This window comes from Brachybacterium sp. JB7, assembly GCF_003335205.1.
Classification (GTDB): domain Bacteria; phylum Actinomycetota; class Actinomycetes; order Actinomycetales; family Dermabacteraceae; genus Brachybacterium; species Brachybacterium alimentarium.
Genome location: NZ_QPGN01000004.1, coordinates 210,376 through 223,870, shown reverse-complemented (window position 1 = coordinate 223,870; position 13,495 = coordinate 210,376). Strand labels below are relative to the sequence as shown.

The window sequence follows — 13,495 nt, the reverse complement described above, 5'->3', positions numbered from 1 at the left end:
GACCCGAGCGGCCATGTCCCCGCCGGGTCGCTCGGACCCGGCGGGGCTGCCGAGCGGGTCTGCTCAGACCGGCACGACGAGCGGGCGGCCGGTGACCGGGTGCGCGAGGACGGCGACCTTCTGCCGGTAGACGTCCTCGATCCGCTCCGGGGTCAGCACCGACTCGGGCGCGCCGAGCGCGGCGAGCCGTCCTGCCGAGAACATCGCCACCCGGTCGCAGAAGCGGGCCGCGAGCGACAGGTCGTGCAGCACCACCAGCACGCAGCGCCCCTCGTCGGCCAGCTCGCGGGCCCGCTGCATGAGCAGCTCCTGGTGCCGCAGGTCCAGCGGCGCCGTCGGCTCGTCGAGCAGCACGATGGCGGCGCTCTGGGTGAGGGTGCGGGCGAAGACCGTGCGGGCCAGCTCGCCGCCGGACAGCGTGGTCACGTCGCGCTCGGCGAGGTCCGCGATCTCCGCATCGACCAGGGCCGCGGCGACGATCTCGTCGTCCTCGTCGGAGGCGTCGTGCGGAGCGCGGCCCATCTCCACCAGCTCGCGCACGGTGAAGGAGAAGGCCTGGCCGTGCTGCTGGGTCATCACCGAGCGCTCGCGGGCCAGGGCCTTCGCCGTCCACCGATGCGGTGCGATGCCGGCCAGGGTGACCTCTCCCGTGGTGGGCACGAGGTCCCCGGCCAGCAGCGCCAGCATGGTGGACTTCCCGGCCCCGTTCGGACCGACCATCGCCACCAGTTCTCCGGGGGAGGCGGTGAAGGAGACGTCCTCGAGCAGTCGGGCGCCGTCGATCGTGAACCCCGCGCCGTGCACCTCGAGGCAGGGAGTGGGCGAGGGCCGGGGACCCGACGGCGGACCGTCCTGGGGCACGGGGCCGTGCTGACGCGCGCTCACAGCTGCACCGCCCGGGACCGCATCACCAGGGCGAGGAAGAACGGCGCGCCCATGAGCGCCGTGAACAGGCCGATCGGCACCTCCGCCGGGGGAGCGACCACCCGCGAGAGGGTGTCGGCCACGACGATCAGCAGCGCCCCGAGCACTGCGGAGACGGGCAGCAGGGCGCGATGGCCCGGCCCGCACAGCAGGCGCACGATGTGCGGGACCACGAGGCCGATGAACCCGATCGTGCCGGTGAAGGCGACGGTCGCGCCGGTGAGCAGCGCGGTGATCACGATGACCAGGCGCCGGGTGGAGTTGACGTCCAGTCCGAGGTGCTTGGCCTGGCGCTCGCCGAGGGTCAGCAGGTCCAGCCGCCGTGCGAGGCTCATCAGCAGTCCCAGCCCGAGCAGAACCGGGAGGGTCACGATCGCCAGGCGCAGCCAGCTGATCGAGCCCAGCGAGCCCATCTGCCAGAACACGACGGACTCGAGCTCGTCGTCGTCGGCCGCGAAGGTGAAGAACCCGGTCGCGGCGCTGAACGCGGCGCCGACGGCGATGCCGACCAGCAGCAGGCGCGCGGTGCCGGTCCCCGCCGACGGGCGGGCGAGCGCGTAGATCAGGGCGGTGGCGAGCAGGCCGCCGACGAAGGCGGAGGCTGGCACCACCCACGCCACCAGGGCACCGGTGATCGGGGGCAGCATCACGATCGCTCCCACGGCACCGGTCGAGGCGCCGGCGCTCACGCCGATGATGCCGGGATCGGCCAGCGGGTTCCGGAACAGGCTCTGCAGGGCCGCACCGGAGACGGCGAGGGCGGCGCCGGTGAGCGCGCCGAACAGGACCCGCGGCATCCGCAGGTCCATCACCACGGTCGTCTCGAGCGGCCCGGCGCCGGGGCCGAGGCCGAGGATCTCGTGACCGGCGACCGCGAGCACGGTGCGCGGGGTCAGCTCGATCGGTCCGGAGCCGATGGCCACCACGATCGCGATCGCCAGCACGACGGCCACCACCGGCAGCGCCGCGCCCAGCGGGACGCGGCGTGTGCGCTCGGTGAGCGCTCGCTTCACGCCGCGAGGTCCGCCAGTGCGGCCGCGAGCGCCACGGCGCCCGCGCCGACCGCGGAGCCGGAGACCTTGATCTGCTCGCTGGGCATGAGCACGAAGCTGTTCGCCTGGCCGTCCGGGGTCTGCGCGAGGGTCGGGAAGGCCTCCAGGAACCCCTCGAAGCCGCCCCACTCCTCGAGGTCGCCGGTGCCGGTGATGATGACGTCCGGGGCGAGGTCCAGCAGGCCCTCGTCGCTGAACTCGACGGAGTAGCCGCGCAGCCCTGCCTCGACCCCGCAGTTCACGGCGCCCACGGCCTCGAGGATGTCCGCGGCGGCGGTGCCGGTTCCCACCACGGCGTTCGCGCCGCCCGCACCGGAGGAGGTCACCACCAGCACCCGCAGTGCCTTGGCGCCGTCACCGGCGGAGTCGGAGGCCTCGGCCAGCTGCGCCTCGACCGCGGCGGCCAGCTCCTCGCCGGCCTCGGGGTCCCCGATGAGCTCGCCGATGCTGCGGATCTTGTCCACCACCGCCTGCTGGTCGTCGACCACTGCGGCGGAGAGCCCCGCCGAGCGGAACTGCTCGGCGACGTCCCCGTGACGCTTGACGTTGTTGCCGATGAAGCAGGTGCCGTCCACCGAGAGCAGGCCCTCGGTGCCGGTCTGCTGGGAGAACTCGTACTGCTCGGGAGCGTCCAGAGCGGCCTGGGCCACGGAGTTGGTGGGGGCGGCGTAGATCAGGTCGGCGAGGCCCAGAGCGGCCATCATGTCGGCCACGTCCTCGCCGCCGACGATGGTGCGGGAGAGATCCTCGATGGTGACCTCGGTGCCGGTTCCGTCGGTCACGGTGACCGGGAGCGACGGGGAGGCGTCGGCGGTGGGGACGTCGGTGCCCTCCACCCAGGTCCAGCCGTCGGGCAGGTCCGCGGGAGCGCCCGGCGCGACCGCGCCGCCGCCCGCATCGGAGGCGCCGGAGCTCTGCTCGCTCGCGGAGGAGCTGCATGCCGCGAGGGAGGCGAGGGCGGCCAGGGCCGGGACGGTGGTGACGAGGCGACGACGGGAGAGGTGCACGGGGGTCCTTGTGCTCGGGCATGCCGGAGACCTCTGAGGCGACGGCACGCGAAGGCTGATGCAGGGGAGACCTTGGAGGTTAGGCAAGGCTGGCCTCACTGTAAACGTGTCACCGTGATGAGAGTCGCGCACCACCGTCGAGCATGGCGCACGTCACCCTCCCAGGCGCATCCAGGCGTCACCGCGCACGCGCAGCCCCAGGGTCACCGCGCGGGCGATGAGGAAGATCAGCGTGCACGCCACCCACAGTGCGGCCAGCGCCCACGGCCCCTGCCAGCCGGAGACGTACACGAGCGCCGCGAAAGGCAGGGTGACCGCGGCATTGAGCACGCCCACCCTGGCGAGGTACGGGGCATCGCCGGCGCCCATCAGCACCCCGTCCAGCACGAACACGTATCCGGCCACCGGCTGGGCGACCATGAGCACCCACAGCGCCGCACGCAGGTTCTCCTGCACGGCGACGTCCGGGGTGAACAGGCCCGGGATCACGTAGCTGGCGGCGAGCAGCAGGACGCCGGTGACCACGCCGCCGCCCACACCCCACAGCATCAGCCGACGGGTCACGGCGCGCACGGCGACGGCGTCGGCCGCACCCAGGAACCGCCCGGTGAGCGCCTGCCCGGCGATCGCGAGGGCGTCCAGCGCGAGGGAGAGCAGGGTGAAGACGGTCAGCGCGATCTGATGCGCGCCCAGCTGCACGTCCCCGAGCCGGGTGGCCACGAGCGTGCCGGCCAGCAGCACCACCCGCAGGGAGATCGTGCGCACGAACATCGGCACCGACTCGCGGCCCGCGGAGGCCACCTGCCCCAGGTGCGGTCGCAGCGGCACATCGTGGTGGCGGGCCGCCCGCGCCACCAGAACGAGCAGCACGATCGCCATGCCCCACTGGGCGATGACCGTGCCGATCGCGCTGCCGGCGATCCCCAGGTCCAGGCCGAAGATCAGCAGCCAGTTCAACGGGATGTTCACCACCGCGCCGGAGACCGCGACCACGAGCGGCAGCCGTGCGTTCTGCAGGCCGCGCAGCAGCCCGGTCGCGGACTGCACGGTGAGCATGGCCGGCACGCCCAGCGCGCTGAGCCGCAGGTAGGTGACGGCTTCGGAGAGGACCTCGGCCGACGGGCCGAACAGGGACAGGATCCAGGCCCCGCCCAGCAGCAGCACCAGCACGGCGCCCGCGCCGATCATCAGCGCCAGCCAGCAGGCGTCGACCCCGCGGGCGATCGCCTCGCGGCGCCGGCCCGCCCCGAACGCCCGAGCGACCGAGGCCGTCGTGGAATAGGCGAGGAACACCGACAGCCCGATGACGGTGGTGAGGATCGCGGAGGCCAGGCCCAGCCCGGCCAGCGAGACGGTGCTCACGCGGGCGATGAAGGCGGAGTCCGCCATGAGGAAGAGCGGTTCGGCGATCAGGGCGCCGAGGCTCGGGACCGCCAGGCTGAGGATGTCGCGGTCCACTGCCCGGCGCGCGGCAGCGGGGGAGACGGGCGGTGGAGCGGAGGCGGAGACGGGCACGGACCCATTGTCGGCCCCGTCGGCGCACACGTGTCGACCGGGAGCCTCGTGCCGGGCTCGTCCGTGGTGGCGGGCGCCACTGCGCACAGCGTGCAACGAGCCGTCCGCCGGTGGGCTCCCCGCCAGAGAGCACCTGGCTGTCGGGTATTTCCCAGGCCGGGGGACGAATCTCCTACGGAGGTCGTATATCTCGATACGGGCTCGTATGGAACAGTGCGTCGGAGGGCTCGGTGCCGTGCCCTCGGACGCGGGATGTCGCCGTGTCGACCCCGCCCGCAGCATCTCCCGAGGAGCAGGATGAACCGCCTTGCCCGTCTGAGCCTGAACAACAGGTCCTTCATCGCCCTGGTGTGCATCGCCGTGTCGATCATCGGCGCCTTCGCGATGACGACGATGCGCCAGGAGCTCATCCCCTCGGTCTCGCTGCCGCAGGTGCAGGTGATGACCAGCTCGCCCGGTTCCTCCTCGGAGCAGGTCCAGGAGCGGATCAGCCGTCCCGTCGAGCAGGCCGTCAGCGGGCTCGAGAACGTCGAGAGCACCTCCTCGACCTCGCAGGCCGGCGTCTCCATCGTCACGGTCGAGCTCACCTACGGCACCGACACGGCACGCTCCTCGAACCAGATCGAAGCGGCCCTCAGCGGCATCTCCGACGACCTCCCCGAGGACGCGGACCCCGACGTCATGGCCGGCGGCACGAGCGACCTCCCGGCCGTCGTGCTCTCGGTCTCCTCCGACCTGGAGCCCTCCGAGCTCGGCGCCCGCCTGGACTCCGTGGTCACGCCCGACCTCGAGCGCGTGGACGGCGTCTCGTCCGTCGCCGTGATCGGCGCCCCCGAGGAGATCGTGCAGATCACCCCGGACGAGGCGAAGCTCGCCGAGAACGGCCTGACCGAGGACGACATCTCCACCGCGCTGGACGCCAACGGGCTCTCCCTGCCCGGCGGCTCCGTGACCGACGGCGACCGCACCATGGACGTCGTGCTCGGCCAGTCCATCGACAGCCTCGAGAGCCTCGAGGGCATCATGCTGATGCCCCAGGAGGGTGATGCGGCCGACGGGCAGCAGGCGGGCCAGCAGCCCTCCCCGGTCGCCCTCTCCGACGTCGCGACCGTCGAGCGCACCACCGAGGACCCCACCTCGATCTCCCGCACCGACGGCCGCGAATCGCTCGTGGTCATGGTGACTGCCACCGCCGACGGCAACGTCGTGGACATCTCCGACGGCGTCGACGACGTCCTGGCGGACACCCTCCCCGGCGTCGGCGGGAACGCCGAGAGCGCGATCGTCTTCGACCAGGCGCCCTTCATCCAGGAGTCGATCCTCGCGCTCGCCGAGGAGGGCCTGCTGGGCCTGGTCTTCGCCGTCGGCGTGATCCTGCTGTTCCTGCGCCGCGTGCGACCCACGGTCGTCACCGCGATCTCGATCCCGACCTCGCTGCTGATCGCCTTCATCGGGATGCTGGTCACCGGGTACACGCTGAACATGCTGACCCTCGCGGCGCTGACGATCTCCATCGGCCGCGTGGTCGACGACTCGATCGTGGTGATCGAGAACATCATGCGCCACCTCGCCTACGGCAAGACCCGCATGCGCGCCATCCTCGACGCCGTCGGCGAGGTGGCCGGAGCGATCACCGCCTCGACCCTCGCGACCGTGGTGGTGTTCCTGCCGATCGCGATCGTCTCCGGCATGGCCGGCGAGCTGTTCCGACCGTTCGCCCTGACCGTCGGCATCGCGATGCTCAGCTCGCTGCTGGTCGCGCTGACGATCGTGCCCGTGCTCGCCTACTGGTTCCTGCGCGCCCCGAAGAGCCAGGGGGTCGTGGACCCCGACGACGCCGAGCAGGTCGCCCGGATCCGTGCGGAGGCCGAGGCGACGGAGGAGCGCTCCTGGCTGCACCGCCTCTACGCGCCGCTGCTGCGTCTGGTCACCGACTCGCTGCCGCGCCGCCTGCTCACCGTGGGTGCCGCGATCCTCGTACTGGTGGGCACCGCCTTCCTGTACCCGCTGGTCAACGTGAACTTCCTCGGTGACACCGGGCAGAACATCGCCTCGCTCACCCAGTCGCTCCCGGCGGGCACCAGTCTCGAGCAGTCCGAGGACAAGGCCGAGGAGAGCGAGCAGGCCCTGATGGATCTCGACGGCGTCGAGACCGTCCAGACCACCATCGGCGGCGGCCAGTTCGGCATGGGCGGCGGCGGCGCCGAGAACGAGGTCAGCTTCTCGATCACCACCGATCCCGATGCGGACCAGACCGCCCTGCAGGAGTCGATGGTCGCCGCGCTCGAGGACCTGCCCGATGCCGGCACCATCGAGGCGGCGGACGTCGCCTCGCCCACGGGCTCCAGCTCGATCGACATCCTCATCACCGGTCCCACGGCCGAGGATCGCAAGGACGCGAACGACGCGATCCTCGCCGAGCTCGACCCGGTCCCCAGCGGCGTCACGGAGGTCACCAGCGACCTCGAGGCCGACAAGCCCACCGCGGTCGTCACCGTCGACCGCGAGAAGGCGGCGCAGCTCGGGCTCACCGAGGAGGCCGTGATCGGCATGGTCGCCGGGCAGATGTACCCGGGCGCCATCGGCACCGTCACCCTCGATGACACCGAGCTGAGCATCTACGTCGAGCAGGGCGACGGCATCGAGACCTTCGACGAGCTCACGGACATCGAGCTCGCCGGGGGAGTGCCGCTGACCGATGTGGCCTCCATCGACGAGGTGGCCTCGCGGCCCTCGATCGCCACCCAGGACAGCCTGGAGACGGTGACCGTCTCGCTCGCGCCCGACGGCGAGAACGTCTCTCCCGCGACCGAGGCCGCGAACGCCGCGATCGAGGATGCGGACCTGCCCGAGGGCGTCGAGGCCAGCGTCGGCGGCACCGCCGCGGACATCGACGAGACCTTCGGCCAGCTCGGCATCGCCATGCTCGCCGCGATCCTGCTGGTGTACGTGCTGCTGGTGTGGATCTTCAAGTCCCTGATCCAGCCGCTGATCCTGCTGGTGTCGATCCCGTTCGCGGCGACCGGCGCGCTCGGCCTGCTCATCATCACCGGCGTGCCGCTGGGCCTGCCCTCGATGATCGGCCTGCTGATGCTGGTGGGCATCGTGGTCACGAATGCGATCGTGCTGATCGACCTGGTCAATCAGTACCGACGTCGCGGGATGGGCCTGGACGAGGCGCTGCACGCCGGCGCCGCCAAGCGTCTGCGCCCGATCCTCATGACCGCCGCCGCGACCATCTTCGCGCTGCTCCCGATGGCGCTCGGCATCACCGGCAACGGCGGATTCATCGCTCAGCCGCTCGCCGTGGTCGTGATCGGCGGTCTTATCTCCTCGACCCTGCTGACCCTGCTCATCGTGCCGGTGCTCTACCGTCTCGCCGAGGGCCCGGGCGAGCGCCGCCGTCTCCGTCAGGAGGCCCATGACGCCGAGCTGCGCGACGCCCGTGAGCAGGCGGCCGCCGAGAAGCGTGCCGCCCACCGCGCCGAGCAGGAGCGGCAGCGGGAGGCAGCGGTCGCGCCCGAGGAGGCGCAGGCCGTCACCGCCCCGGACGCCACCGGTCCGGACGGGCCCGGCCACCACGGCCGGCGTCGCTCGCTCAAGGAGCGCGGAGGGATCGTCGGGGTCGTCCGGCGCCGCTTCCGCGGTGAGTGATCCCGACCGGTCCGGGTAGGTCGCCTACGATGCGCTCATGGCCGTGACCAGGACCCGCGACGCCGTCGCCGAGCCCGTCGCCGATTCGTCGCGGCGCGGGTGGACCGTGCGCACCCGTGTGCTCGCCACGGTGCTGGCCTTCATGGTGGGCGGCGTCGCGATCATCGGCGTGCTCACCTATGCGGCCCAGTTCCGGGTGCTCGACGAGAACGTCGAGGCAGATCTCCACCAGGAGTACCGCGAGCTCGATCTCGTCGCGCACGAGAAGCAGGCCGACGGCAGCTTCGTGCACACCACGGTGGACTCCGTGCTGAGCACGGCGACCGGTTCGGCCGCGCCCTCGGATCACGAGTCCGTCCTCGCCCTCGTTGACGGACGGCCCGCGCACAAGCCGTACTCCCAGAGCTTCGAGCTGGTCCCTGACCAGTCCGCGCAGTCCCAGCAGGTGCTCGAGGAGCTCATCGCCGCGCACGAGCCGGGCGGCACCGTGACCACGTCGATGACGGTCGACGGCCGTGAGCTGCGGCTGCTGATCGCGTCGGTCGCCGTGGAGGGGGACGACACCGAGGGCATCTACGTGATCGCCAGCGACATCGGGGCCCAGAAGGCCGATCTGTGGCGGTCGGTGCTGACCTTCTCCGCGCTGTCCGTGGTGACGCTCCTGGTCGCGGGGTGGGTGGCGCACGGGGTGATCGGGCGACTGCTGCGCCCGCTGGTGTCGCTGCGGTCCGCCACCGAGCAGGTCACCGTCGACGACCTCGAGCACCGCATCCCGGTGCCCCGAGGGCGGGACGACATCTCCGCACTGGCCCGGAACTTCAACCGCATGCTCGAGCGCATCCAGGCGGGCTTCGCCGAGCAGCGGCGCTTCATGAGCGACGTCGGGCACGAGCTGCGCACCCCGCTGACCATCGTGCGCGGCACCCTCGAGACGACCGACGTCGAGGACCCGGCCGATGTGCGCGAGGCGCACGAGATCGCGATGGACGAGCTGGACCGCATGGGCCGTCTGGTGGGCGACCTCTCCGAGCTGGCCGCCTCGGTGCGTCCGGATTACGTGCGGGCGCGCCCGGTCCAGATGGAGGAGTTCGCCCGCTCCGCCTTCGCCCGCATCGAGCACATCGCCGAGCGCGACTGGGTGCTCACCCGCACCGCGTCCGTGCCGGCAGACGCCGACGAGCAGCGCCTCACCCAGGCGGTCGTCCAGCTGGCCGCCAATGCCGTGCGCTACAGCGACGAGGGCAGCACGATCCGCTTCGGGGTGGACCGGGTGCTGGGGCCGTCGGGGCCCGAGATCCATGTCAGCATGGAGGACGAGGGCGTCGGCATCGCCCCGTCGGACCAGGAGCGGATCTTCGAGCGCTTCACCCGCGGGGACGGCTCGCGCGGCCCCGGCTCAGGACTGGGGCTGCCGATCGTGCGCGCGATCGCCGAGGGGCACGGCGGCACCGTGCGTCTCCACTCCGAGCCCGGGCACGGCTCGACCTTCACCCTCGTCCTCCCGCAGTTCGTCGAGCGGGCGGCCGACGTCCCGCGCGAGCCGACCGACCCCGACAGCACCCCGAGGAGCAGTTCATGAGGATCCTGATCGCCGAGGACGAGGCGCGGATCTCCCGATTCGTCGAACGCGGACTGAAGGCCCACGGCTACGCGTGCACCGTGGTCGAGGACGGGATCAGCGCGCTGGACCTGGCCTCGAGCGGCGACTTCGACCTGCTGATCCTCGACGTCGGCCTGCCTCGGATGGACGGCTTCCAGGTGCTCAAGGCGCTGCGGGAGATGGATGTGCAGATCCCGATCCTCATGGTCACCGCGCGCACCGGCGTGGACGACACCGTGCAGGGGCTCGAAGGAGGCGCGAACGACTACATCGCCAAGCCCTTCCGCTTCGAGGAGCTGCTGGCCCGGGTGAAGCTGCGCGCCCGCGAGGCGACCTCCGGGGCCGGTGCGGTCAGCTCCGATGCGCTCCGGCTCGGCGACCTCCAGCTCGACCTGCGCACCCGCATCGCGACCTTCTGGGCCGAGACGGAGGAGCGCTCGGTGGAGCTGTCCTCCCGCGAGTTCACGATGGCGCGGGTGTTCCTGGAGAATCCGAACCAGGTGCTCACCCGCGACCTGCTGCTGTCCAAGGTGTGGGGGTTCGACTACGACGGCGCCTCCAACGTGGTCGACGTGTACGTGGGCTACCTGCGCGGGAAGCTCGGCGCGAAGCGCCTGGTGACCGTGCGCGGCGCCGGCTACAAGCTCGTCGACCCCGCTGCATGAGGCCCGTCGATGCCGGTCCCCGGCAGATGAGAGACCTCTCATGACGGGTTCACGGCCATCTCATCGAGGAATCGGAGGATGACCCGCATGAAGGCTCTGCGCACTGCCGGGATCATCCTCGCCGTCGCCCTCGTGGCGATCGGGGTCGCCCTGCTGCCCTCGGCCGACGACACCCCGGCCGCCCAGCCGGGAATCGTGGTCGGCGGCGCCTCGGCGGCGTCCGACGCGGGCGGTGACGTGCTCGCCGGCGGGGACGCGGTCTCGCTCCCGTCCGTCAGCGACGGCGGAGCCGACGGCGCGCACCCCGACAGCGGCTCGGCCGGCATGGAGTACGAGGCCCCGGCGTCCCCCCCGCCCCCCGCCCCCCCCCCCCCCCCCCCCCCCCCCCCCCCCCCCGGCGTGGTCCCCCGCGGCTGATCACCGTGAGGGCCCCGGTGTGATCGCCGTTACGATGACGGCATGTCCCCGGATCCCACAGCGCTGCGCGACCTCGCCCACGACCTCGGTGTCAGCACCGAATACTGGGGATGGGACGGCACTCTCCAGGACGTCCACGACGACACCCTGCTCGCGGTGGTGACGTCGCTCGCCTCGCCCGGCCGGGACATCACCGACGACGAAGACCTCGCTCGGCTCCGCAGCGAGCACGGACGCGCTCCCTGGAGCCGCACGGTGCCGCCGGTGACCGTGCTGCGCACCGATCAGGACTCGAGCGTGCCCGTCCACGTCGAGCACGGCACCGCGGTCACCGCCCACCTGCTGCTCGAGAGCGGCGGCCGCCGGGACCTCGAGCAGGTCGAGGACCACACCCCGCCCGTCGAGCTCGATGGGCGTCTGCTCGGCAGAGCCCGGTTCCGCCTGCCCGCCGGCCTCCCCCTGGGCTGGCACCAGCTGGTCGCCTCAACGGCCGACGGACGCCACGAGGGGGACGTCGTCGTCACCCCGGAGACGCTCACGACGCACGAGCCCTTCGCGGCCCGCCGCGCCACGGGACTCCAGGCGCAGCTCTACTCCGTGCGCTCCGACCGCTCGTGGGGACTCGGGGACCTCGCCGATCTGCGTGATCTGGCAGCGATCCTCGGTGTCCACCACGGGGCGGACTTCGTGCTGGTGAACCCGCTGCACGCGAGCTATCCGACCCCGCCGGTGGAGCCCTCCCCCTATCTGCCCGTCACCCGCCGCTTCACCAGTGCGCTGTACCTGCGGCCCGAGGACGTCCCCGAGTACCGCGCGCTGCCGGAGCAGGCCCGGCAGCGCCTCGACCTCCTGCGGACCGAGATCGAGGGCTGGAACACCCGGGTGAACCGTCTCGAGCGCGACGACGTGCTCACCGCGAAGATCGGCGCTCTCGAGGAACTCTTCGCGGTGCCGCTCACGGCAGGGCGGCGCGCACTGCTGGACGCCTACCGTCGGCGTGAGGGGAAGGGCCTGGAGGACTTCGCCCTGTGGTGCGCGCTCGCGGAATCGCTGCGCGGCACGCCCGAGGAGCAGCAGCTGGCACATCTCGACGAGGAGACCGTCGAGCAGGCTCGCGGGCAGCTCGCCGACCGCATCGAATTCCACGTGTGGACCCAGTGGCTGCTGGATGAGCAGATGGGTGCAGCTCAGGCGGCCGCGCGGGAGGCCGGGATGCGGATCGGCATCATGCACGATCTCGCCGTGGGCGTCGAGCAGGTCGGGGCGGATGCGTGGCGGCTGCGCGACGTGCTCGCCCGCGGAGCGACCGTCGGCGCCCCGGCGGACCAGTACAACCAGCAGGGCCAGAACTGGCATCAGCCGCCCTGGCATCCCGAACATCTCAGGGAGGCCTCCTACCGGCCGTGGCGCGACATGCTGCGCACCCTCATGAGGCATGCCGGGGCCCTGCGGATCGACCATGTGCTGGGCCTGTTCCGGCTGTGGTGGATCCCGGAAGGGCATGAGGCGTCCGACGGCGCCTATGTCGCCTACGACCATGAGGCCATGATCGGCATCCTGGCGCTGGAGGCCGAGCGCTCCGGCACGCTCGTGATCGGCGAGGATCTGGGCACCTTCGAACCCTGGGTGCGCGACCACCTGGTGGATCGCGGGATCCTCGGCACGTCGATCCTGTGGTTCGAGGCCGACGACGAGGGCAGTCCGCTGCCGCCGGAGCACTACCGGCCCCTGTGCCTGGCCTCGGTGACCACGCACGATCTGCCGCCCACGGCCGGCTACCTCGCCGGGGACCATGTCACCCTGCGCCATGAGCTGGGTCTGCTGGAGCGAAGTCTCCAGGAGGAGCTCGCGACGGATGCCGCCGGGCGCGAACGCGTGCTGGACGTGCTGCGCGCCGACGGACTCCTGGGGCCGGGAGCCGGCATCGAGGACACGGTGATCGCGCTGCACCGGTTCCTGGCCCGGACCCCGTCGATGCTGCTGGGCGTGTCCCTGGTGGATTGCGTGGGCGAGCGGAGGATCCAGAACCAGCCCGGCACCGACGAGGAATATCCGAACTGGAGGATCCCGCTGGCCGATGCCCACGAGCGGCCGGTGTCGATCGATGACCTGGCCACGGATCCGCGCACCGCGCGCCTGCTGGCGGCGGTGCGCGAGGAGATCAGCTCGCCGTGACCTGGCCCCACTGCTCGCGAGCGTCCAGGAAGCTGCGGGCGGCGGCCTTCGCGCCCTCGAGGGTGTGGTGCGCTCCCCAGCCGCACTGGATCTCGTTGGCGGCGGGGACCTCGTCGGCCGCGAGCAGATCCTGCAGGGTCGCCTCGAGGACCGGGGCGAAGCCCTCCGGGGTGTGGTCGCCGATCAGCAGCACGTAGAAGCCGGTGCGGCAGCCCATCGGGGAGACGTCCAGGACGACATCGCTGTGGTTGCGCATGTGCTCGGCCATCATGTGCTCGAGCGAGTGGACGGTCTCGGACTCCAGGTGCTCGACGTTGGGCTGGGTGAAGCGCACGTCGAACTTCGTGAGCACGTCGCCGCCGGGCAGCTCCTTGCGATCGGCGATGCGCAGATAGGGCGCGGCGACGGTGCGGTGATCGAGGTTGAAGCTCTCGACGTTCATGTGCGGGGCCTGCTCGGTCATGGGTTCTCCTTCGTCGTGGAGGG

At 71.8% G+C, this 13,495-nt stretch carries 9 protein-coding genes; 4 read left to right on the top strand and 5 right to left on the bottom strand.

Going from position 1 to position 13,495, the window contains the following annotated elements; all coding sequences use genetic code 11:
- Positions 1–63 precede the first annotated feature (63 nt).
- The 4 genes from CIK81_RS07550 to CIK81_RS07535 form a co-directional block, all read right to left on the bottom strand.
- Positions 64–861, bottom strand: a complete 798-nt coding sequence (locus CIK81_RS07550; RefSeq protein ID WP_241964063.1) for a heme ABC transporter ATP-binding protein — start codon at positions 859–861, stop codon at positions 64–66.
- A gap of 20 nt (positions 862–881) precedes the next feature.
- On the bottom strand, positions 882–1,937 hold the full coding sequence (locus CIK81_RS07545) for an iron ABC transporter permease (protein WP_241964062.1): 1,056 nt from the start codon (positions 1,935–1,937) through the stop codon (positions 882–884).
- Entirely contained in the window at positions 1,934–2,983 is a 1,050-nt protein-coding gene (locus CIK81_RS07540) for an ABC transporter substrate-binding protein (RefSeq protein WP_241964061.1), read from the bottom strand. Before CIK81_RS07540 ends, CIK81_RS07545 begins: the two co-directional genes overlap by 4 nt.
- A 153-nt stretch (positions 2,984–3,136) precedes the next feature.
- Positions 3,137–4,441, bottom strand: coding sequence for an MATE family efflux transporter (locus CIK81_RS07535; RefSeq protein ID WP_096163740.1), 1,305 nt, complete (start codon positions 4,439–4,441; stop codon positions 3,137–3,139).
- A gap of 354 nt (positions 4,442–4,795) precedes the next feature.
- On the opposite strand from CIK81_RS07535, the gene CIK81_RS07530 reads away from it, so the two are divergent.
- From CIK81_RS07530 to malQ, 4 genes are all read left to right on the top strand, one after another.
- The gene (locus tag CIK81_RS07530) at positions 4,796–8,152 is read left to right on the top strand and encodes an efflux RND transporter permease subunit (RefSeq protein WP_096163581.1); all 3,357 of its coding nucleotides are present in this window, start codon (positions 4,796–4,798) and stop codon (positions 8,150–8,152) included.
- 37 nt (positions 8,153–8,189) lie between these two features.
- Positions 8,190–9,731 carry a cell wall metabolism sensor histidine kinase WalK gene (locus CIK81_RS07525; RefSeq protein ID WP_096196872.1) on the top strand — a complete coding sequence of 514 codons (1,542 nt, stop codon included), beginning with the start codon at positions 8,190–8,192 and terminating at the stop codon, positions 9,729–9,731.
- Positions 9,728–10,417 carry a response regulator transcription factor gene (locus CIK81_RS07520; protein WP_096163579.1) on the top strand — a complete coding sequence of 230 codons (690 nt, stop codon included), beginning with the start codon at positions 9,728–9,730 and terminating at the stop codon, positions 10,415–10,417. Before CIK81_RS07525 ends, CIK81_RS07520 begins: the two co-directional genes overlap by 4 nt.
- Before the next feature lie 459 nt (positions 10,418–10,876).
- Positions 10,877–13,009, top strand: coding sequence for a 4-alpha-glucanotransferase (gene malQ, locus CIK81_RS07510; RefSeq protein WP_114355581.1), 2,133 nt, complete (start codon positions 10,877–10,879; stop codon positions 13,007–13,009).
- Here the strand turns inward: malQ and CIK81_RS07505 are convergent.
- Positions 12,996–13,472: an S-ribosylhomocysteine lyase gene (locus CIK81_RS07505; RefSeq protein ID WP_096166383.1), complete on the bottom strand. Its 477-nt coding sequence runs from the start codon at positions 13,470–13,472 to the stop codon at positions 12,996–12,998. The genes malQ and CIK81_RS07505 overlap by 14 nt on opposite strands.
- Between the last annotated feature and the right edge of the window lie 23 nt (positions 13,473–13,495).